Genomic DNA, 23,475 nt, shown 5'->3' with positions numbered 1-23,475 from the left:
AACTTTCAATATTAGCGTGTTAAAACCACATTTATTTCCTTAATTTTGCCCTTCTAAACTCAACCTTATTTAGTATGAATACAGATTTATTTGCACTACGCCATATTGGCCCTAGAGCTAGTGATTATGAAGCTATGCTTAACATTATTGGAGCATCATCAATAGACCAACTTATATCTGAGACGCTTCCAGATAATATAAAGCTTCAAAAACCTCTTAGTTTAGATCCTGCAATGAGTGAACAGGAATATTTGCAGCACATACACGATATGGCTTCAAAAAACAACGTGTTTAAATCATATATTGGTTTAGGATATAATCCTTCAAACTTACCAGCTGTAATTCAACGCAACATCCTTGAAAATCCAGGATGGTACACAGCTTATACACCTTATCAAGCTGAAATTGCACAAGGTCGTTTAGAAGCGCTTTTAAATTTCCAAACTATGGTGACTGATCTTACTGGAATGGAAATAGCAAATGCATCGCTTTTAGACGAAAGCACTGCCGCAGCAGAAGCTATGGCATTGCTATTTGCAGTAAGGGAACGTCAACAAAAAAAAGATAATATTGTTAAGTTTTTTGTAGATGATCAAATTTTACCACAAACATTATCCTTGTTGCAAACACGTTCAAATCCTCTAGGAATTGAGTTGGTTGTAGGGAACGTAAATGAGTTTGATTATTCAACAAATTATTTTGCTGCCATTATTCAATATCCCGGAAAAGATGGACAAATACACAATATCAAATCGTTTATAGCAAAAGCTAACGATTCAAACATAAAAGTAGCAGTAGCTGCTGATATTTTAAGCTTAGTTAAATTAGAAGCACCTGGGAAATTTGGAGCAGATGTGGTTGTTGGAACCACCCAACGTTTTGGAATCCCAATGGGTTATGGAGGTCCTCATGCTGCTTATTTTGCTACTAAAGAAGACTATAAACGTAACATTCCTGGAAGAATTATTGGTGTTACTAAAGACACCAATGGAAATCGTGCGCTTCGAATGGCTCTTCAAACACGTGAACAACACATAAAACGTGATAAAGCAACATCTAACATTTGTACAGCTCAAGTATTATTAGCTGTCATGGCTGGAATGTACGCAGTCTATCATGGTCCAAAAGGACTACAATATATTGCTAATAAAGTTCATAATACTACATGTAACCTTGACAAGGCTCTACAAAACTTAGGGTTTGTTCAAGAAAATTCTGCATATTTTGATACTCTAAAAATAAAAGCTAATGCTGATAAGGTAAAAGCTATTGCTGAAGCTAAAGGTGTAAACTTTTATTATGCTGATGCTGATACTATAACCATTTCATTAAATGAAACTACAACGCTTTCAGACGTCAACACCATTATTTCAATTTTTGCTGAAGTTGCAGGTAAATTAACTGATGGATTAGTATCTATTGCTGAATCAAATAACATATTACAACCCGTAAAAAGAACCTCAGAATTTTTAGAAAATGAAGTATTCAATACCTATCATTCTGAAACTGATTTAATGCGTTATATTAAATCACTAGAGCGCAAAGACTTATCTTTAAATCACTCTATGATTTCGTTAGGCTCATGTACAATGAAGCTTAATGCAGCTGCTGAAATGCTGCCTTTAAGTTGGTCTAATTGGGGAAATATTCATCCTTTTGCACCTCTAAATCAAGTTGAAGGATATTTAACGGTTCTTAAAAAACTAGAAGATCAGTTAACCGAAATAACTGGTTTTGCAGCAACCTCTTTACAACCAAATTCTGGAGCTCAAGGTGAATATGCTGGACTAATGGTTATTAAAGCATATCATGAATCTAGAGGTGACCATCATAGAAATATTTGCTTAATTCCATCATCTGCTCATGGTACAAATCCTGCAAGTGCAGTTATGGCTGGAATGAAAGTAGTTGTAACCAAATCAACTGAAGAAGGAAATATAGACGTTGATGATTTACGTGAAAAAGCTGAATTACATAAAGATAATTTATCAGCATTAATGGTAACCTATCCTTCTACACATGGTGTATATGAATCTGCTATTAAAGAAATCACTCAAATAATTCATGACAATGGTGGTCAAGTGTATATGGATGGTGCTAACATGAACGCGCAAGTCGGCTTAACCAATCCAGGAAATATTGGAGCAGACGTGTGTCATTTAAACCTTCACAAAACCTTTGCTATTCCACATGGTGGTGGTGGCCCAGGAGTTGGCCCTATTTGCGTTGCTGAACAATTGGTACCATTTTTACCAGGAAATCCTGTGATAAAAGTTGGAGGAGAAAATGCTATTACAGCTATTTCTGCAGCACCATATGGTTCTGCATTAGCGTGCTTAATTTCTTATGGTTATATATGCATGTTAGGCGCTGAAGGACTTACTGAATCGACAAAGATTGCCATTTTAAATGCAAACTACCTAAAACAACGATTAGAAGGTCATTTTGACACCTTATACTCTGGTGAAAAAGGACGTGCAGCACATGAAATGATTGTTGATTGTCGCGCTTTTAAAGCTCACGGAATTGAAGTTAGTGATATTGCAAAACGTTTAATGGATTATGGGTTCCATGCACCAACTGTATCGTTTCCAGTAGCAGGAACGTTGATGATTGAGCCAACTGAGAGTGAAAGTAAAGAAGAAATAGATCGTTTTTGTGATGCCATGATTTCTATTAGAAAAGAGATTGAAAATGCAGAAAAAGACAATGCTAATAATGTGCTAAAGAATGCACCTCATACTATGGAAATGCTAACTGCTGATACTTGGGATTTACCTTATAGCAGAACAGAAGCAGCGTTTCCATTGGATTATGTAAAAGACAATAAATTCTGGCCAAGTGTAAGACGTGTTGACGATGCTTATGGTGATAGAAATTTAATCTGTACATGTGCTCCAATTGAAGAGTTTATGGAAGCATAAGCTCTGTTGAACATCGTAAAATAAATTAAAACCTTTTTTGCCTTTAAGTTATTGCTATTATATTCGTTATTTTAGCAGTATTAAAGGCAAAACTTTTTATATATGAATATTAAAATTACTGGTGTTGGGAGCTATATTCCTCAAATAGTTGAAAAAAATACAGACTTTCACCAACACGAATTCCTTAATATAGATGGCTCTACAATCGAGCATCCAAATGAAGTTATTGTAGAAAAATTTAAAGACATAACAGGCATTGTTGAACGTCGTTATGCAAAAGACCATTTAACATCTTCGGATCTTGGTTTTTTTGCAGCCGAAAAAGCTATTGAAGATGCTAATATAGATAGAGAAGAACTTGATTATATTATTGTTGCACATAATTTTGGCGATGTTAAAGCTAACGCTATACAAAGTGATATTTTACCTTGTTTAGCTTCTCGAGTAAAACATAGCTTGCGTATTAAAAACCCTAAATGTGTTGCATACGACATTTTATTTGGTTGTCCAGGTTGGATTGAGGGAGTTATTCAAGCCCAAGCTTTTATAAAAGCTGGAATGGCAAAAAAATGTTTAGTTATTGGTTCTGAAACTCTATCAAGAGTGGTTGACAAGCACGATAGAGACTCTATGATTTATTCTGATGGCGCTGGAGCTACTATTATTGAAGCCACAAATGATGAGGGTGGTATTCTTTCACATGAAACAGCATCATTTACTTATGATGAGGCTTATTATTTATTTTTTGGCAGCTCAAACAAACAAGATCTTTGTAGAGACACTAGATATATAAAAATGCATGGTCGTAAGATTTACGAATTTGCACTAAACAATGTACCACAAGCTATGAAAACTTGTTTAGATAAAAGTGGTGTTAATATTAAAGATGTAAAAAAAGTGCTTATCCACCAAGCCAACGAAAAAATGGATGAAGCTATAATCAAACGCTTCTACAGACTTTATAAAACACCTGTTCCAGAGGGCATTATGCCAATGAGCATACATAAACTAGGCAATAGCTCGGTAGCCACTGTACCTACATTATATGATTTAATTGTTAAGAATAAATTAGATAATCACCAGATAAACAAAGGCGATGTTATTATATTTGCAAGTGTTGGTGCAGGAATGCACATCAACGCAATTGTATATAAATATTAATAATGTACGAAGGTAAGTTTCCTCATAAGAGATACAAACACACGCTAGATTTTTTAAAGGAACATGTTCCTACGTCCTCAAGCATACTTGACCTTGGTGTAGAAAATCCGTTTACAAAAGTAATGCTGGATCATGGTTACAAGGTTCAAAACACCAAAGGAGAAGATATTGATATTGACAATACAAATATTGAAAACTCAACTGCCGAAGTGGTAACTGCGTTTGAAATTTTTGAACATTTATTATCTCCCTTTACTGTTTTAAAAAGCGTTAAAGCAAATAAACTAGTAGCAAGTGTCCCTTTAAAATTATGGTTTGCTTCAGCATATAGAAGTAAAACCGATAAATGGGACAGACATTATCACGAATTTGAAGATTGGCAATTTGATTGGTTATTAGAAAAAGCTGGGTGGGAAATTAAAGATAGAAAGAAATGGACTAATCCAACAAAAAAGATTGGTTTTCGCCCAATTTTAAGATGGTTTACGCCTCGTTATTATATTGTATATGCCGAAAGAAAATAATGGATTTCTACATTATAATACCTGCTCACAATGAAGAGAACACCATTGGTCTTACTCTAGAATCATTAGTTAACCAAACCTTATTACCTAAACATTTAGTTGTTGTTAATGACAATTCATCAGACAATACAAATAATATCATATCAGCGTTTACAGAAAAGTATAATTGGATTTCCTTAATTAATATAACATCCTCAAATGAACATATTCCAGGAGCCAAAGTAATTAATGCCTTTTACAAAGGTTTAGAAATTCTCGATGAGAATTATGATGTTATTTGTAAATATGACGCAGATATCATTTTTCCAAAAAACTATTTAGAGTCCATAGCTAAACTGTTTAAAAGGAATACCAAAATTGGAATTGCTGGAGGTATTCCATTTGTTAATAAAAAAAATACATGGGTTTTTGAAACTGTGGCCTCAAAAAATCATGTTAGAGGACCAATTAAGTCCTATAGAAAAAAATGTTTTATTGATATTGGAGGTTTAAAAAAATCTGTTGGTTGGGACTCAATAGATGTATTACTAGCTCAATATTATGGTTGGAAAGTTAAAACCAATAAAGATTTACATGTAAAACATTTAAAACCAACTGGCAAAACTTACTCCAAACACACAAAGTACTTAAGAGGCGAAGCTTTATATAAAATGCGTTTTGGATTTATTTTAACCTTAATAGCATCAATTAAAAGTGCACTTAAAAAAAGAAGTTTTTCTTATTTTTTTAATTCAATGATTGGATTTTTTAAAGCTAAAAAAGAAAATCAATCTTTCATTGTTAACGAAGATCAAGGTAGATTTATAAGACATTTACATTGGACGAATATTCGAAAAAAAGTTTTTTAAAATATTTGCAAATATTATTTTCAAGATTATATTTGCTCCCAGTTACGCCGATATAGCTCAGCTGGCTAGAGCAGCTGATTTGTAATCAGCAGGTCGTGGGTTCGAGTCCCTCTATCGGCTCAAAAAAAGACACTTTTTTAAGTGTCTTTTTTATTTAATCGTTTTTATATACCATGCCATCTTTCATTACAAATGTAACATTTCGCATTGCCTTAATATTTTTTGTTGGGCTACCATCAACAGCTATAATATCAGCTAAAAATTCTTTTTTAAGCTGCCCTAAACCATCCAAATGGAATACCCTGGCATTTAATGACGTTGCAGATTGTAACACCTTAATTGGAGACATTCCGTATTGAACCATCAACTCTAGTTCTCGATAATTTTCTCCATGTGTGAAGACACCAACATCACCACCAAAAACAATATCAATCCCTGAGTCTAATGCTAATTTGAATGATTTTCTCTTTTGAACTATTCTAGCTGGTTCTGGGTCATGTCCTTTTCTCCATCCATTATATTGCATAATTGCATCTCCTGCCGCTATTGTTGGGCAAAAACCTACATTATATTCTTTCATGAGTTTAAAAATTTCAAACGTACCTCCATCTCCATGCTCAATAGTTTCCACACCACCAAGTATTGCTCTACGCATACCCTCAGGTGTACTAGCATGAGCTACCACATAACTTCCAGCGCTTTCAGCAACTTCAACCATCATTTTAATTTCATCTAAAGTAAATGTTGGTTGTGAAACCGCTCCTAGTTTCCACCTATAATCAGCGTAGATTTTTATGAAGTCAGCACCATTACCTAATTGCCTACGCACAGTTCTTATTACATCATTTCCGTTAGCTTCTTCAGCTCCAAGAGGCACTTTTACACCATCGTGAAATCCTTTAGGACCATAAGCCCCTGTTGCAACAATAGCTGGACCAGCAACCAAAAGTCTTGGGCCAATAATAATACCTTCATCTATTGCTTTTTTTATATAAACATCACTATAACCAGCTCCTTCAGCTCCTAAATCTCGCATTGTAGTTATTCCAGCCAATAACGAATTTTTTACATGGTTGACTGCTCTAATAGATCTCTCAACTGGTGACTCCTTTAAAACTTGATCATTCCAAGTTGTTTCATTATATGGATGTAATAAGACATGTGAGTGACCTTCAATTAATCCAGGCATTAAGGTTTTTCCTTTTAGGTTAATTTCTTTAGTGCCCTTTGGAATTTTAAGGTTATTCAAAGTTCCTACTTGAGTAATTTTATTTCCATCTACCAAGACAGCCCAATCTTCATGAATTTGATAACCATCAAAAACTCGATCTGGCTTCAATAATGTTTGAGAAATTGTTATGGATGTTATGAATATAAAAAATATTGTAATTAATGTTCTCATAGTTAATTTATTTTACTTTAAACAATCAGAGCAGCCGATTTCTTGTGCAATAATCTCAGGGTTATAAACTTCATTGCCTTTAATAACAAAATTGATATTCCTTGTATTCTTTATATCCTCTAAAGGATTGCTATTAAGCAACACTAAATCTGATATTTTACCAATTTCAATAGTTCCATAATCTGATTCTTTTTTTAGAAAGTGAGCTCCATTATAGGCTGAGTTTTGCAATGTTTCTAAATTAGAAATACCTGTACTGACCATCCCTTCCAATTCTTTATGCAATGAAATTCCTGGATATGTGTAAGAATTAAAAGCACCACTATCTGAACCAGTAAGTAATTTCACATTAGCATCACTCAACGATTTTGCTAAAGATTTGAAGAACGTATTTAACTCTTTTCGGTTTTGTCGAGCTTCTTCTGATGAGTTTAGTGCACCTTTAATCCTGCCTTGATACGTTTCAATGATACCAGGTGGCATTAGCTTTAAATAGGCATCGTTTTCATGATTAACCTCATCTAAATAACTTAACACATTGCCTATATGCAATGTTGGAACCACATATGTGTTGTTGTTTTTTAAAGCATCGAATGTGTTTTTAGCAGTAGAATCTTGATAGGTTTCTATTAATTTCCCCATAGACGACCAAAATCCATACTCTCTATTTTTAATAGCTTCGGTTATTTGTACTTCCTCAGAAGAACATCCTTTTAAAACATAGTATAAATGCTCAATAGCACCAATTCCTGAGTCTAAAGTTTCATCTAATGTCACCGTAAAAGGCATGTGACCTGAAGTAATCATTCCTCTTTTGGTAGCTTCTTGAATTGTTTTCAAATAGAGTTCACCAGAAATTCTACTATCGTAAAGTTTTACGAAATCGACATTCAATGCTTGCAATGAATCTAATGCAACTGAAATATCTTTTTCTGTATCAACAACCAAAGAACCAGCCCAAGTTGCATTGTTACCATCAATTTTTGGTCCAGCAGAAAAGATTGTTGGTCCAACAAGTTGCTTATCTTGAATTTGTTGTTTCCATTCCATTACTGAAGATGTTAAATCTCCTCCAGCATCTCTAACGGTTGTAATCCCATTCATAATAAAGAGTTTTAAAAAATCTTTATTGGCCTGAATCAAACTATCTCCTCCTCTAAAATGTACATGGTTATCCCAAAATCCTGGAAGAATATACTTATCAGTTGCATCTATAATAATTTCAGACTTATACGATATATTTTCTTCTGGTTTTGAAAGATTTACAATCCTTTCATCATTGATAAAAATAGTTTGTTTGCTAATGTTACCAGTAACAATATCAATAACATTCCCATTTTCAATTACTAGATCATAAGCTATCTGTTCTTCTTTCTTACAGCTAAAGAACAAGATTAATAAGAATATAGTTCCAACAAATTTTTTCATCTTATTTAAGTTTTAAAAAGAATTAACAACCAATACACCTTTATTTTGAAATTTATTCATGTTTGGCAAAGTTATAGTTGCTTCTTCTAAGGTAATGGTTTTTTCAATTAGCTTTTCAGGGTGTAATTTACCTTCTACAATCATCTTTAGCATTTCAGGATATTTATGAGCTTGCATTCCGTGACTCCCAATTATTTCCAATTCATCTGCTAAAACTCTATCCATTGGAATGTTTGGATGTTTATGATTTCCCGTCATTAACCCAACTTGAATATGCCTTCCTCTTTTTTTAAGTGACGCAATAGAATTTAAACATGTAATCTCACTACCTAAAGCATCCACAGACACTTGAGCACCTCCTTTGGTAATGTCTTTTATAGCTTCTACAACATTATTGTTGGTGGCATTCACGATAGATTGCGCTCCAAGTTGCTTTGCTAACGCTAAAGTTTTGTTGTTAATATCAATCGCTGTGACTTGCGCTCCAAGTGCATTGGCTATCATAATTGCAGATAAGCCAACACCTCCACAACCATGAATGGCTACATGCTGTCCTTCGGATACTTTTCCTTGAGCAACAATGGCTCTAAAAGCTGTAATAAATCGGCAACCTAAAGTTGCAGCAGTCACATCGTTTATGTCTTCAGGAAGTTTTACCAAATTAGTATCAGCATAATCTAAAGCCACAAACTCAGCAAACGAGCCATGATGTGTAAAACCAGGTTGAGATTGATGGTCACATACTTGCTGATTTCCAGATTTGCATTCACCACAAGTGCCACAACCAGCCACAAATGGTATAGTAACTCTATCTCCTATTTTAAAATTCTTGATATCTTTCCCAACTTCAACGATTGTTCCAGCTAATTCATGTCCTGGAACATGAGGTAACACAATATCTTGATCATGTCCCATCCAACCATGCCAATCACTTCTACACAATCCTGTAGCATTTACTTTTACAACCACGCCATCAACTTTTGGAGTTGGGTCAGGTATATTTTGAATAGTTATTGGTCCTTGAAATTTTTCAAAAACAGCTGCTCTCATAGTTTACAACAATAGAACAACTAAGGTAATAAAGTTTAATAGTTTAGCAACGTTTTAATTTTTACTTTTACTTTTTCTGTAGAAGGAATCATGGTCTGTTCCAACATAGAATTTAAAGGAATTGCAGGCATGTTCTCGCTACCAATGGTCATTACAGGAGCATCTAAATATTGAAAACATTGTTCTTGAATTTTTCCAGCCAAGGCCAATGCAAAACTGTTATTACTTGGTTCTTCAGTGACCACTAAACATTTTCCAGTTTTTTTAACTGAATTCATGATTGTATTTTCATCTAATGGAAATAACGTACGTAAATCAATAATTTCAATTTGGTGTCTCATATCTAATTCACCAGACGCATTATAAGCCCAATGCACTCCCATTCCGTAAGTGACAATAGTTAAAGTTTCTACATCTTCTTGTTTCCAAATTTCTTGCAACACCCAAGCTTTACCTAGTGGTAAAACATAGTCTTCGCTTGGCTCAACAGACGTTGCGGTTAAGGTTCCTGGAACTTTTGACCAATACAAGCCTTTGTGCTCTAAAATCACTACAGGATTTGGGTCATAGTAAGCGGCTTTCATCAAGCCTTTTAAATCGGCTCCATTGCTTGGATACACGATTTTGATACCTCGTATGTTGGTAATAACACTTTCCACCGAACTTGAATGATAAGGCCCTCCACTTCCATAAGCTCCAATTGGCACACGTAGAATCATACTCACTGGCCATTTACCATTTGAGAGGTAACAACTTCTGCTTACTTCTGTAAATAATTGATTGAGTCCAGGCCAAATATAGTCAGCAAATTGTACCTCAACAATTGGCTTTAAACCAACAGCACTCATGCCCACGGTGGAGCCAACAATAAAGGCTTCTTGAATAGGTGTATTAAACACTCTGTCATCTCCAAATTTTTGTGCTAATGTTGCGGCCTCACGAAATACGCCTCCAAGTCTTCCACCTACATCTTGACCATATAACAAGCACTCTTTGTGTTTTCGCATGAGTTCTTCTACGGCAAACAAGGCACAATCAACCATGACTACTTTGTCTGCGCCTTCTGGTTCGCGTATTCCTACTTCTTCAGTGATTGGTGTTGGCACAAAATCATTAGTGAATAAATCTTCTGGTTTTGGGTCTTCGGCCTTTATAGCTCTCTTAAAATCTTCTTCTACTTTCGCTTTCGCTGAACTTTCTATTTCTTCTATGTCATCTGAAGAAAATCCATTATCTAATAATTGTTGTTTTAATACTGGATAAGGGTCACGTGAACGTGCTTCGTCTAAATCGTCTCGATACCATTCCATTCTAACTCCTGACGTATGATGATTCAACAACGGAACTTTAGCATGCACTAAAAATGGCCTACGTTCTTCACGTATAGTTTTGATTACTTTTTTAAGAACTTCATAACTTTCTATAAAGTTAGCACCATCAATAGAAATAGCATCTAAACCATGAAAGCCTTGAGCATATTCAAACGCATTTTGTGATCTAGTTTCAACGGCATTTGCAGAAATATCCCAACCGTTATCTTGTACTAAATATAAAATTGGCATTTGCTTTAAAGCTGCCATTTGGAAAGCTTCTGCTATTTCGCCTTCAGTAACTGAGGCGTCACCGAGACTACAAACAGTTATTGGATTTTCATTAGATTCTTCACTAGCGTTCAGAATGGCATTTTTCAAGTTTTGTTTTTCAAGATACTGCATTCCCATAGCAACTCCAGTTGCTGGAATGGCTTGCATACCAGTTGCAGACGATTGATGCGGAATTTTAGGTTTGTCTGCATCTTTTAAACTTGGATGACAGTAGTAACTTCTACCTCCTGAAAAAGGATCATCGCGCTTAGCCATTAACTGCAACATCAAATCGTAAGGTTGCATTCCAAACGATAATAACATGGCATCATCTCTATAGTAAGGAAACGCATAATCTTGTGGTAATAACTGCAATCCTAGTGCAATTTGTATGGCTTCGTGTCCACGAGAAGTTGCATGCACATATTTTGAAACTTGCTTAAAATTTTCTTCATACAATTCAGTCATTGACTTGGCTGTACAAAACTTTGAAAATGCTTTTTTTAATATTTTTTTATTCATATCTATTTTACACGAAAGTGGAAATCTTTTTAAAACTTTTAAGCTTCAATGTGGATTCCGCATCACACTTCGACTGCGCTCAGTGGGACAATGCGGAATGACAAAATACATTAAGCCAATTCTTTTTCAATTTTAACCATCCAGTTAAAAGTATCCTTAATCTTTCCTGTTTTAATTCCGTTTAAAGTTTCATTTACATCCAAGCCAACAGGACTTTCATCTGACACATGAATCGTTTCATCACCAAATCCAATTTCTTGTATATAAGCAATACCAACTGCAGTTCCAGTTCCAAAGGACTCTTCAAGTGTGCCTTTTTTAGATGCCTCACTTATTTCATCAATTGTGATGGGTCTTTCTATTACTTCATATCCTTTATCTCTTAACAAGTCAATGACACTCATTCTGGTGATACCATCTAAAATTGCTCCATCACGTTTAGGTGTTATAAATTTTCCATCAATTTTGAAGAAAATATTCATGGTTCCAACTTCCTGAATATATTTATGCTCCGCTGCATCTAACCATAATACTTGATCGTAACCTTTTGCTTTTGCTAATTCTGTTGGACGAATCGCAGCTGCATAATTTCCTGCAGCCTTGGCTTCTCCTGTACCTCCTTCTGCGGCACGAATGTATTTTGTTTCGGCATATAGCTTTATTCTTTTAGTAAAGAATGGCCCTGAAGGTGATGCAATGATGATAAATTTAAAACTTGTTGCTGCTCGCATGCCAATAAAAGGTTCGTCTGCATACATGAATGGTCTTAAATATAAAGCACTTCCTTCTTGTGGTGGAATCCAAGATTGCTCAACAGCCACTAATTGCTTTAATCCTTCCACGAACAAATCTTCTGGAAAGTGTGGCATTCCCATTCTATCTGCACTTAAGTTTAGTCTTTTTGCATTTTTTTGTGGTCTAAACAACATAGGTATCCCTTCAGAATCAACTGTTGCTTTCATACCTTCAAAAATGGCTTGACCATAATGTAATGCCATAGCTGCTGGATGGGTTGGGATTAAATGCAATGGTTCTACTCTTGGGTTATTCCATTGTCCATTTTCATAATCACAAATAAACATATGATCGGTAAAGGTTCTTCCTAATGGAATATTATTAAAATCTAATTCTTCAACTTTTGATTTTTCTACTCTTTTTATTGGAATGTTGTGTTTCATGTTTATATCTTTTTGTTAGTTCGAGTGAAATCGCTTTTTGCAATTTTGTATCGAGAACTTTTTTAAATGGCTTCTCGATACAATTTGTTCATACTTCACAAATCACTCGAAGTGACAATTACTATATTTTTCTGTTTATATCAAATTGTTCTAAATAATCGGCTACACGACGTACAAAACTTCCTCCTAAATAACCATCGACCACTCTATGGTCAAACGACAAGGACAAATACATCATGCTTCTAATAGCTATTTCGTCACCTTTTTCGGTTTCTATAACTTCTGGTCGCTTTTTAATAATTCCCATCGCTAAAATGGCCACTTCTGGTTGATTTATTATAGGTGTTCCCATAACGCTACCAAAGGTTCCAACATTTGAAATAGTGAATGTACTTCCTTTAATATCTTCTGGATCTAACTTATTATCCCTTGCTTTTGCTGATAATTTATTAACATTAGCTGCCAGATCTTTTAAACTTTTTTTGTCAGCATCTTTAACCACTGGAACAATTAAATTTCCGCTTGGTAATGCTGTAGCCATTCCTATATTGATATGTTCTTTCACAATGATATTTTCACCATCAACAGATACATTAATCATTGGAAAATCTTTAACTGCTTTTGCAACAGCCTCAACAAATAATGGTGTGAACGTTAACTTACAATTATACTTTTCCTGGAAGGCTGTTTTATTTGCATTTCGCCATTGAACCAAATCTGTTAAATCGCCTTCAACATAAGCCGTTACGTGAGGTGATGTGTGTTTTGAATACACCATTCTGTCCGCAATCATTTGGCGCATCCTATCCATTTTCACAATCTTTCCTGTGCCTTTATCTAAGTTAAGTTGAGGAATACGATACGCCGTTAGGTCTTGTGCTACACTTGGTTGCACAAATTTATATGGTCGACCATCTTTTATATATTGAAAGACATCGCTTTTTCGTAAACGCCCATCGTTTCCAGTTGCTGGAATTCGCGCCAATTCTTCAAAACTAATATGATGTTCTTTGGCTATTGAAATAATTAATGGCGAAAAGAAGGTATTGTTGTTTTGTGTTGCAGCTACTAATTGTTTTGGTTTCTTAGCTGCAGATTTAGCTACCTGTTTCTCAACTTTTGATTCTACTTTCTTATCAGTTATTTTAGGCTGTATTGCTTTTCCATCTGTTTTAATGATAGCAATGGTATCACCTATTTTTATAACCTCATTAGCTTTGAATAAAATTTCTTCAACTACACCTGACACTGTTGAAGGTACTTCAGAATCAACTTTATCTGTAGCGACCTCTAAAAGCATTTCATCTTGTTCAATGGCATCACCAACATTTTTGAACCAAGTTATAATGGCTGCTTCGGTGATACTTTCTCCCAGTTTGGGCATTTTAAATTCAAATCTTGACATTATATGAACTAATGTTTGTTAGTTTTTAAAACTTATTTCTTCATGAAATCTCTAAGAGTGTCATAAACACCTTCTTGTATTTTCATGTTCTCAGGAACTTCACGTAAGGGCTCAACTTCTTTTAGACTTTCATGACATTCCTGTGGTAATTGCTGATACAATGTTGTGCCTTTGGTTTTCCAGTCAATCATTTCGTCTGTCACTTGCTTTACAACTTTTGCTGGATTTCCAACCACTAAACTTCGCTTCGGAATAATGGTTTCTGCTTTAACAAATGCCATGGCTCCAACAATACATTCGTCACCAATTACGGCATCATCCATAATCACAGTATTCATTCCTACCAAAACATTTCTACCAATATTAGCTCCATGAATAATGGCTCCATGACCTATATGAGCACTTTCTTTAAGTGTGATAGACTTACCAGGAAACATATGTACAGTGCAATTTTCTTGTACGTTCACTCCATCTTCTATAATGATTTGTCCCCAATCTCCACGAATGGCAGCTCCAGGACCTATGTAACAGTTTTTGCCAATAATGACATTGCCAGTAACGGCAGCCAAAGGATGCACGAAACTACTTTTGTGAACTACTGGGATATATCCTTTAAATTCGTAAATCATTTTTTTTCTTTCTGTCATTGCGAGGAATGAAATGACGTGGCAATCTCATTCAACAGATTCCTTCACTCCGTTCGGAATAACACTTTCATTTATATTTTTTCAATGTTTCTTTAGTAAAATCACTTAATACTAATCGGCCACTAATCTTTGCACGTTGAATTAGCAATTGACCCCAATCTTCAGTGCCTCGCCAAAACATAGTTTTCATATCACTCATAGCTTTTGGGTTATAATTGCAAAGGTTTTCAGCAAAAATTGTTACTGCTTCGTCCAATTCATCAGTAGTTTCAAATACTTGTGTATATAATCCTTTTTCTTTCGCCCAATGCGCTGAGTAAAAACTATTTGCATCAATAGCAATTTGTGACATTGCACTTAACCCTAACTTTCGTTGCACAGCTGGACCAACTACAAAGGGACCAATGCCAACATTTAATTCACTTAATTTTATAGCAGCAAACTTTGTTGCCATACAATAGTCAGTAGCAGAAGCTAAACCTACTCCTCCTCCAACAGTTTTACCTTGAATGCGTCCAACTATAAACTTTGAGCATTTTCGCATAGCGTTAATCACATTAGCAAAACCTGAGAAAAACTCTTTTCCGGTATCTTCATCATTAATAGCTACTAATTCTTCAAAACTTGCACCAGCACAAAAAGTTCTGTCTCCTCCACTTTTTAAAACAATAACCTTGATGTTACTGTCTTCTCCAGCTGTTTTTATAGTCCTAGCTAATTCTGCCAATAGGCTTGAAGGCAAGGAGTTATGTGAAGGATGAAAAAATTCAATGTATCCTACTCCGTTTTTTATATGTTGTTTTACGTATGGTTCGTTCATATTTTATCTAATCTTTATTATTCTATATTAAATTAATCCGAACTGTTCAAAGTGATGGTTCAAATGTTTTCTTTCTAATAAATACCATTCGTATCTATTCATATCTCCAAAAACCATATTTTTTAATACAGCTTCTGGGTTCTCTTTAAAAAAAGTTTTATAAGCCTCTCTTGCCTCAGTAAACCTTAGCTTTGCCTTTTCCAAGTTATCATATCTTAACTTTTCTAATGTATCCTTTTCTAATAATGGGAAGTTTGTATTATGAGGGAACTTATCATAATTATATAAGCTTGCATGTACCTTTTCTAGAATTTTCTCTGGAGTTGACACCTCAAAATCTTGAATCTCTCCAGAAGCAATTCTATACGTATATTCCAAATGTTCTATCATATGTTGTGGTGTCATGATTCCCCATTTTGGTTTCGCATCTTCAGTTAACTTTGAGAGACATTCTTGGATTTTATCATCAGTCATCTCCACAAAAACATCTTGTTTCTTCTGAACCATTGTTAGTACAGTTGCCACAGCTACTAATTCATCATCAGCATCAAAAACCTCAGCAAACCACTTTACAATTCCGCTTGGATGTTCAGCGCCATTCACATCTCTATCAATTTTCTGCTTACACGTTAATCGCACATAAATAGTGTCATTATGATAAAGTGGTCTAAGGAATCTACATTCTTCCAATCCATAATTAGCAGACACAGGACCTTTGTTAGGATATACAAACAATCCAGCTGCAGCTGCTAGAATGAAATAGCCATGAGCAGTTCGTTTTTCAAATATACTTCCATCTAACGATGTAATATCTGTATGTGCATAAAAGTGATCCCAAGTAAGATTTGAGAAATTTATTATATCTGAATCTGTTAATGTACGCTTATGAGTTTTCATTGACATTCCAAGTTGAATGTCTTCCCAATGATATTTAAAAGGATGTTGTTCTGCTTCTTTATAAGCACCTCCTGGCTGATAAATACCTGTGATTTCAGTCAAGGTTGTCGGGCTTCCTTGAATAGCTGTACGTTGTAAATAGTGTTTTACACCTCGCATGCCACCCATTTCTTCACCACCTCCAGCTCGTCCAGGACCACCATGAACCAAATTTGGCAAAGGCGAACCATGACCTGTACTCTCTTTAGCGTTTTCTCTGTTCAGAACTAAAATACGACCATGATGACTTGCTGCATTGACAACATACTCTTTAGCAATGTTATCGTTATTCGTAATGATTGAAGACACCAAAGAACCTTTTCCCATTTGAGATAAGGCAACAGCTTCTTCTAGTGTTTTATAAGGCATTATAGTACTTACTGGACCAAAGGCTTCACGTTCGTGAACCGCTAAATTATCAAATGGATGATCTTCTCTTAATAAAATAGGACTGATAAACGCTCCTTTTTCAGCATCTGCTCCAATAGTTTCAATCTTATCGAGATTTCCATAGACGATTTTAGCCTTTTTGGCAATATCAGAAACACTATTACGAACTTCCTCAACTTGTTCTTTACTAATTAATGAACCCATTCTAACTTCTTTGAGTCTTGGGTCGCCAATAGTAACTTTATCAAGTGCTTTACCCAGTTCAATCTGAACATCTTCAACCAAGTTCTCAGGAACAATGATACGACGAATCGCAGTACACTTTTGTCCTGCTTTGACTGTCATTTCTTTTCTAACTTCTTTAATAAAAATATCGAATTCAGGTGTTCCAGGGACGGCATCTTCACCCAAAATAGACGCATTTAAAGAATCGGCTTCCATAGTAAAAGGCACAGCCTCTTGAATGATTCTAGGATGCGCTTTTAATAATCTTCCTGTTGCTGCTGAGCCAGTAAATGTTACAACATCTTGAGACTCTACTGTATCTAAAATTGTTTTAACTGTTCCGTTGATAATTTGTAAAGCGCCTTCTGGTAAAATTCCTGAAACGATGATTTCTCTAGCTACAGCTTCCGCTAAATATGACGATGAAGGTGCAGGTAATACGACAGCAGGAACACCAGCCATCCAATTAACAGCACATTTTTCTAACATTCCCCAAACTGGGAAATTGAAAGCGTTAATATGTACAGCAACTCCTTTTTTAGGCACCATAATATGATGCGCCATAAAGCGTCCACCACGAGATAAATCTATTGGATCACCCTCTACATGATACGACTGATTCGGAAATAATTTTCGTAAGGATGCATTAGCAAACAAGTTTCCAAAACCACCTTCAATATCTATCCAACTATCTACTTTGGTCGCTCCTGTTCTATAACTTAACTCGTAAAAGGTATCTTTCTTTTTAGTAAGGTACAATGCTAATTTTTTAATCATATTGCCGCGCTCCTGAAAGGTCATTTTACGCAAAGCTTCACCTTTATCTCTACCATATTGTAGAGCATCAGCCACGTTTAGGCCTTCAACAGCAGAATTTGCAATAAGTTCTCCAGTAATTGCATCGAATACAGGAATCCCTTTATCTATTCCTTCTAACCATTGTCCTGTAATGTAATGTTGTATTTTTTTCATATTTAAAGTTGAGACCTCTCGACTGTGCTCGAGGTGACATTAATTATAAGTTTACATTTTCAATGATACAAGCATAACCTTGACCTACACCAATACACATGGTTACTAAAGCATATTGTTTTTGTTGCTCATGAAGCTCTAAAGCTGCTGAATATGCTATTCTTGTTCCTGTAACTCCTAGAGGATGACCTATCGCAATGGATCCACCATTTGGATTTAATCTAGGATCATCATCTGCTAAACCCCAAGCTCTTGTGCAAGCTAAAGTTTGAGCAGCAAAAGCTTCGTTCAATTCAATAATGTCCATATCATTCATGGTTAAGCCAACTTTTGCTAAGGCTTTGTTTGAGGCTTCTACTGGACCTATTCCCATTATTCTTGGTTCAACACCAACTACAGCTGAACTTACAATTCGCGCTAACGGTTTTAGATTATATTTTTTTACAGCATCTGCTGATGCAATGATTGTTGCTGCTGCTCCATCATTCAATCCAGATGAATTTCCAGCTGTGACACTTCCTCCTTCTGCTTTAAAAGCACCTCTTAATTTTGCTAAAACTTCCAAACTAGTATTAGGCTTTACAAACTCATCCTTTGAAAATAGGATTGGATCTTTTTTACGTTGTGGAATTTCAACCTTTACAATTTCTTTAGCTAAACGATCATTTTCTTGTGCTTTCGAAGCCTTTATTTGGCTCCAATAGGCAAATTTATCTTGGTCTTCACGAGAGATGTTATATTTCTCTACCAAATTTTCAGCTGTATTTCCCATAGCATCTGTTCCATACATTTTTTGCATTTTTGGATTGATAAATCGCCATCCAAAACTGGAATCATACATTTTAGAATCGTTACCAAATGCACTCGATGGTTTTGCAATTACGTAAGGACCACGTGTCATATTCTCTACTCCTCCTGCTATAAACACATCTCCATCGCCCGCTTTAATTGCACGATTGGCATGAATAATTGCAGACAAACCTGAACTACATAAGCGATTGACTGTTTCACCTGGAACTGTAAAAGGCAAACCTGCTAATAAAGATGCCATTCTCGCAACGTTACGATTGTCTTCTCCTGCTTGATTAGCACAACCCATGATAACATCATCATAAGCTTCTTTTGGAATGTTAGGATTTCGTTTTACAACTTCTTTAATCACTAATGCTGCTAAATCGTCTGTGCGAACAGCAGATAATGTTCCTTTATAATTTCCTATTGGTGTTCTAATTCCGTCTATTATATATGCTTGTTTCATATTTTAACCCTTCCGTTCTTCGGACACCTTCCCTTTTTAAGGGAAGGAATTATTTTGTTAATATTTTTATTCTTCAGTCCATTCTTTTTGAGTGCGATAGACAACACCTTTAAAAAGAGCTACTAGTTCATCGCCTCGTTTGACTTCAATTATATTAAAGCCTAATTTATTATTTACTTTTTCTATTACTGATTCTGCTACCAAATAATCACCTTCATTTAATGCTTCAATATGATTAATACTCGTTTCTATTGACACAGCATATTTACCATGCGTATTTGCCGCAAAACCAAAAGCGGTATCTGCCAAAGCGTAACTAATTGCACCATGTGCTTTATACATACTGTTGAGCATTTCTTTCCTAACTGTCATTGCTACTTTACAACGACCTATTTCACATTCTAAAACCTCAATTCCTATCCATTGACTGAATGCATCTTGTGACAACATTTTATGTGGAATTTGTTCTCCTTTCATATTCTAATTATTTGTCACTTCGAGTGGTTTTTGATAAAAAATTGTATCGAGAAGTGTTCGCTTGTTCTCGATACGCTTCGCACTCGAACTGACGCTAAAAAAACGTTCTTTGTTCTCTATTCATTTTACGTAATAATGGACTGCAACGATATCTATCTTCATGATATTCGTCGTACAACTCATCCATTGTTGACACACACCAATCAATTCCTTTGTCATCTGCCCAAGCCAATAATCCTTTTGGATAATTAACTCCTTTAGTCATTGCGTTATCTATATCTTCCGCTGATGCAATATTTAAAAATAGTGCGTCTGCTGCTTCGTTAATGAGCATGACTAGTACTCTATTGAAAATTTGTTCTTTTAGAGACTCTTCGACTGCGCTCAGAGTGACATCTGAGTTTTCAATTTTCTTTCCATTTTCATCATAATAATAATAACCTTTACCTGATTTTCGACCTAAATAGCCTGCCTCTGCAAAACGTTTTTGTGTAAAAGCTGGCTTATATCTTGGGTCGAAATAGAAAGCAGTAAATACGGTTTCAGTGACTGTGTAATTGACATCGTTTCCAATAAAATCCATCAACTCAAATGGTCCCATTCTGAATCCACCTAAAGTTTTCAAACTCCAATCAATAGTTGCAAAATCGGCAATCCCTTCTTCATAAATTCTCAACGATTCTCCATAAAATGGTCGTGCCACGCGATTGACTATAAATCCAGGCGTATCCTTAGCTACAGCAACAACCTTCTTCCAATCTGAAATGATTTGAACAGATTTCTCTAGCGTTTCTTTCGATGTTTGAATTGCTGGAATCACCTCAACTAATTTCATTAATGGTGCTGGATTGAAAAAATGAATTCCAATGCATCGCTCTGGGTTTTTCAATGAGGATGCAATGGATGCTATTGATAAACTTGATGTATTAGATGCAATGATACAATCGTTAGACACATAAGTTTCTAATTCTGAAAATACTTTTTTCTTAATGTCAAGATTTTCAACAATGGCTTCGATTGTTAAGTCAGCATCAGATAAGTCTTTCAAACTATCTACATATTCAATATTACTTTGAATTCTGCTTTTCTCGGTTTCATCAATTCGTCCTTTTTCAATCAGTCTATTTAATATTTTATCTAATGCAACTTTAGCTTTGTCCAATGCCGCTTGATTTGTATCGTATAATTTCACCTTACAACCAGAAGTTGCAGCAACTTGTGCGATACCACTTCCCATTGTTCCAGAACCAATAATTCCTACATTCATATTTTTTTATTTTGATGAGACCCTTCGACTGCGCTCAGGGTGACATTCAATTAAAATGGTAGATTGCTTACATCTACATTTCCGCCAGAAATAATTATTCCGACGTCTTTATTTTTAAACTGTTCTTTTTCTTTTAATAGTGCTGCAAATGCAACTGCACTTGAAGGCTCAATAATTATTTTCATGCGTTCCCAAATCAATTTCATCGCTTCAATAATTTCTTCTTCTTCTACCAAAATAATGCGCTCTACATCATTCATGATAATTGGGAAATTTCTATCGCCTAAAAACGTGCGTAAACCATCTGCAATCGTATTGGTGGTTTTATTAAATTCTATCTTACCACTTTTCATAGAACGATAGGCATCATCAGCATTTTTTGGTTCGCCTCCAATAACTTTACATTTATCAGAAAAGTATTTTGCGGCTAAAGCAGTTCCAGCAATGAGTCCGCCACCACCAACAGGAGTAAAAATATAATCTAATTGTGGTCGCTCTTCCAATAATTCAATAGTAGCAGTTCCTTGACCATGAATCACATCATCGTCATTTGAAGGATGAATAAAGGTTGCTCCTGTTTCTTGCTTTACTTTTTCAGCCATTTGCTCACGTGCAATTGGTGTGGATTCACTTTCAATAATATGCCCTTTATAACCTTTTACAGCATTCTTTTTTACTTGAGGTGCATTTTCAGGCATTACTATGTAAGCCTCAATACCAATTTTATTTGCTGCCAATGACAAAGCTTGAGCGAAATTACCAGAGGAATGAGTGACGACACCTTTGTTTCTGTCTTCTTCAGACAAATTTAAAATGGCATTTGCTGCTCCACGCATTTTAAAAGCTCCCATTTTTTGAAAATTCTCGCACTTAAAAAATACATTACATCCTGCTATCTCATTTATTAATTGTGACGATAAGACAGCTGTTTTGTGAATGTATGGTTTCACGCGGTTGTGTACTTGTATGAGGAATTCTTTGTTCATTTTACAGACCCTTTGACTGCGCTCAGGGTGACATTTGATTTATTTTCCTTTAAAATTTGGCGTTCTCTTTTCTATAAATGCTGCTACTCCTTCTGCATAATCTTCAGTTCCAGCAGCTTCAATTTGATGTTTTGATTCTAGTGCTAATTGCTCTTCTAAAGAATTAGTCAACGATTGATTAAACGTTTTCTTAATTAACCCTAATGCCTTGGTTGGCATATTGGCTAATTTCAGAGCAATTCTATGCGTGGTTTCTTCAAACTCTTCGGAAGGAACAAACTTATAAATCATACCTAAGCGTTCAGCTTCTTCAGCACTTATTTTGTTTCCTAACATAGCTAAGGCTGTGGCTTTTTGAAATCCAATTAATCGTGGTAAAAAGAATGTCCCAGCACTATCTGGAATTAATCCTATAAGGCTAAAGGCTTGTATGAAATGTGCTTTTTGATTTGCCACTACTATATCGCAGGCCAAAGCTATATTGGCTCCAGCTCCAGCAGCAACACCATTAACAGCTGCTATGATTGGTTTTTCAATATTTCGAATTCTTAAAATGATTGGATTGTAGTGCTCTTCTAAGATTTTTTTAAAGCCAGGATTCAATTCTGGTGACGTTACTTCCTTTAAGTCTTGCCCAGCACAAAATGCTTTTCCACTTCCAGTTAAAACAATTGCTCTCACCTCATCATCTTTTTCACAAACCTCCAAGGTGTCTTGGAGTGTCAATGCCATTTCACGGTTGAAACTATTAAACACTTCTGGTCTGTTGAGTGTTATAAATGCTATTTTGTTTTCAATTTTTAATAGAATTGAATTGTTGCTCATACCTTATTTAACTTTCTTTTATATGTTCTCGATACAAAATTCTTTTGTTGAAGAATTTCACTCGAACTGACATACAGTTTCTAATCTTAACTCTTGATGAGATTCTGAAACAAGTTCAGAATGACAACAAGTTGTCATTTTAAACATTTAAAATAATCAAAAGGTTCATGACAGTCTTCACATTGAAACAATGCTTTACAGGCTGTTGAACCAAATTGACTTACTAATTTTGTGTTTTGTGAACCACAATTGGTACACTTCACTATTTTTTTATTTCCTAGTAATGCTTCTTTGTCAGCATCCGCTTCCAAAGGTGGCGCAATACCATATTCTTCCAATGCATTTCTGCCTTCTTCAGAAATCCAGTCGGTTGTCCAAGCTGGGGTTAATACCAAATCAATATTTACGTTGTAGCCTTCTTTTTGAAAGGCTGCTGTAATATCATCAGCAATTACATCCATGGCAGGACAGCCACTATATGTTGGCGTTATTTTAATCAACACTATATCATCAACAAGCTTTGCATAACGAACCACTCCCATATCTAAAATCGTTAGCACAGGTATTTCTGGATCAGATACTTTATCTAGAATAGGAATTAATTCGGTATCAATGTCAGCATGTTCAATCATTAGCTTATTCATTTA

Annotated in this window: 19 protein-coding genes and 1 tRNA gene; 5 read left to right on the top strand and 15 right to left on the bottom strand. The window is 35.2% G+C overall.

What is annotated here, in order from left to right; all coding sequences use genetic code 11:
• The first annotated feature begins 74 nt into the window (after window positions 1–74).
• The 5 genes from gcvP to E5167_RS04110 all read left to right on the top strand — a co-directional run bounded on the left by gcvP (window position 75) and on the right by E5167_RS04110 (window position 5,577).
• Window positions 75–2,924: an aminomethyl-transferring glycine dehydrogenase gene (gcvP, locus tag E5167_RS04130; RefSeq protein WP_136841334.1), complete on the top strand. Its 2,850-nt coding sequence runs from the start codon at window positions 75–77 to the stop codon at window positions 2,922–2,924.
• 102 nt (window positions 2,925–3,026) lie between these two features.
• Window positions 3,027–4,085: a 3-oxoacyl-ACP synthase III family protein gene (locus E5167_RS04125; RefSeq protein ID WP_136841332.1), complete on the top strand. Its 1,059-nt coding sequence runs from the start codon at window positions 3,027–3,029 to the stop codon at window positions 4,083–4,085.
• Between the two features lie 2 nt (window positions 4,086–4,087).
• Window positions 4,088–4,609, top strand: a complete 522-nt coding sequence (locus E5167_RS04120) for a methyltransferase domain-containing protein (RefSeq protein WP_136841330.1) — start codon at window positions 4,088–4,090, stop codon at window positions 4,607–4,609.
• Window positions 4,609–5,457: a glycosyltransferase gene (locus E5167_RS04115; protein WP_136841328.1), complete on the top strand. Its 849-nt coding sequence runs from the start codon at window positions 4,609–4,611 to the stop codon at window positions 5,455–5,457. Before E5167_RS04120 ends, E5167_RS04115 begins: the two co-directional genes overlap by 1 nt.
• 46 nt (window positions 5,458–5,503) lie before the next feature.
• Window positions 5,504–5,577: transfer RNA gene (locus E5167_RS04110), tRNA-Thr, on the top strand.
• Between the two features lie 34 nt (window positions 5,578–5,611).
• On the opposite strand, the gene E5167_RS04105 is transcribed toward E5167_RS04110, so the two are convergent.
• The 15 genes from E5167_RS04105 to paaD all read right to left on the bottom strand — a co-directional run bounded on the left by E5167_RS04105 (window position 5,612) and on the right by paaD (window position 23,472).
• Window positions 5,612–6,859: a metal-dependent hydrolase family protein gene (locus E5167_RS04105; RefSeq protein ID WP_136841327.1), complete on the bottom strand. Its 1,248-nt coding sequence runs from the start codon at window positions 6,857–6,859 to the stop codon at window positions 5,612–5,614.
• Window positions 6,860–6,871: 12 nt separating this feature from the next.
• The gene (locus E5167_RS04100) at window positions 6,872–8,287 is read right to left on the bottom strand and encodes an amidohydrolase family protein (protein ID WP_136841326.1); all 1,416 of its coding nucleotides are present in this window, start codon (window positions 8,285–8,287) and stop codon (window positions 6,872–6,874) included.
• Between the two features lie 12 nt (window positions 8,288–8,299).
• Window positions 8,300–9,337 carry a zinc-dependent alcohol dehydrogenase family protein gene (locus E5167_RS04095; protein WP_136841324.1) on the bottom strand — a complete coding sequence of 346 codons (1,038 nt, stop codon included), beginning with the start codon at window positions 9,335–9,337 and terminating at the stop codon, window positions 8,300–8,302.
• 35 nt (window positions 9,338–9,372) lie between these two features.
• The gene (locus E5167_RS04090) at window positions 9,373–11,442 is read right to left on the bottom strand and encodes an alpha-ketoacid dehydrogenase subunit alpha/beta (protein ID WP_211242130.1); all 2,070 of its coding nucleotides are present in this window, start codon (window positions 11,440–11,442) and stop codon (window positions 9,373–9,375) included.
• A gap of 110 nt (window positions 11,443–11,552) precedes the next feature.
• Complete coding sequence (locus tag E5167_RS04085; RefSeq protein ID WP_136841321.1) at window positions 11,553–12,620, bottom strand: branched-chain amino acid aminotransferase; 1,068 nt, start codon at window positions 12,618–12,620, stop codon at window positions 11,553–11,555.
• 121 nt (window positions 12,621–12,741) lie between these two features.
• The gene (locus E5167_RS04080; RefSeq protein WP_136841319.1) at window positions 12,742–14,025 is read right to left on the bottom strand and encodes a dihydrolipoamide acetyltransferase family protein; all 1,284 of its coding nucleotides are present in this window, start codon (window positions 14,023–14,025) and stop codon (window positions 12,742–12,744) included.
• Between the two features lie 32 nt (window positions 14,026–14,057).
• Window positions 14,058–14,654, bottom strand: a complete 597-nt coding sequence (locus E5167_RS04075; RefSeq protein ID WP_136841881.1) for an acyltransferase — start codon at window positions 14,652–14,654, stop codon at window positions 14,058–14,060.
• 85 nt (window positions 14,655–14,739) lie between these two features.
• Window positions 14,740–15,492, bottom strand: a complete 753-nt coding sequence (locus E5167_RS04070; RefSeq protein WP_136841317.1) for an enoyl-CoA hydratase/isomerase family protein — start codon at window positions 15,490–15,492, stop codon at window positions 14,740–14,742.
• Window positions 15,493–15,519: 27 nt separating this feature from the next.
• Window positions 15,520–18,015 carry a phenylacetic acid degradation bifunctional protein PaaZ gene (gene paaZ / locus E5167_RS04065; RefSeq protein WP_136841316.1) on the bottom strand — a complete coding sequence of 832 codons (2,496 nt, stop codon included), beginning with the start codon at window positions 18,013–18,015 and terminating at the stop codon, window positions 15,520–15,522.
• 43 nt (window positions 18,016–18,058) lie between these two features.
• Entirely contained in the window at window positions 18,059–19,273 is a 1,215-nt protein-coding gene (gene pcaF / locus E5167_RS04060; RefSeq protein WP_136841314.1) for a 3-oxoadipyl-CoA thiolase, read from the bottom strand.
• Between the two features lie 66 nt (window positions 19,274–19,339).
• On the bottom strand, window positions 19,340–19,750 hold the full coding sequence (locus tag E5167_RS04055) for a PaaI family thioesterase (protein WP_136841312.1): 411 nt from the start codon (window positions 19,748–19,750) through the stop codon (window positions 19,340–19,342).
• 94 nt (window positions 19,751–19,844) lie between these two features.
• Entirely contained in the window at window positions 19,845–21,017 is a 1,173-nt protein-coding gene (locus E5167_RS04050) for a 3-hydroxyacyl-CoA dehydrogenase NAD-binding domain-containing protein (protein WP_136841310.1), read from the bottom strand.
• A 50-nt stretch (window positions 21,018–21,067) separates the two neighbouring features.
• Entirely contained in the window at window positions 21,068–22,003 is a 936-nt protein-coding gene (locus E5167_RS04045) for a pyridoxal-phosphate dependent enzyme (RefSeq protein ID WP_136841309.1), read from the bottom strand.
• A 39-nt stretch (window positions 22,004–22,042) separates the two neighbouring features.
• Window positions 22,043–22,828 (bottom strand): enoyl-CoA hydratase-related protein, encoded by a 786-nt coding sequence (locus tag E5167_RS04040; protein ID WP_136841307.1) that lies wholly within the window; start codon window positions 22,826–22,828, stop codon window positions 22,043–22,045.
• Window positions 22,829–22,962: 134 nt separating this feature from the next.
• The gene (paaD, locus tag E5167_RS04035; protein ID WP_239021940.1) at window positions 22,963–23,472 is read right to left on the bottom strand and encodes a 1,2-phenylacetyl-CoA epoxidase subunit PaaD; all 510 of its coding nucleotides are present in this window, start codon (window positions 23,470–23,472) and stop codon (window positions 22,963–22,965) included.
• Window positions 23,473–23,475: the final 3 nt, after the last annotated feature.

The sequence above is a fragment of the Pontimicrobium aquaticum genome (genome assembly GCF_005047595.1).
Lineage (GTDB): Bacteria > Bacteroidota > Bacteroidia > Flavobacteriales > Flavobacteriaceae > Pontimicrobium > Pontimicrobium aquaticum.
Note: the sequence above shows the minus strand (reverse complement) of the source record. Positions and strands in the feature narration are given on the sequence as shown.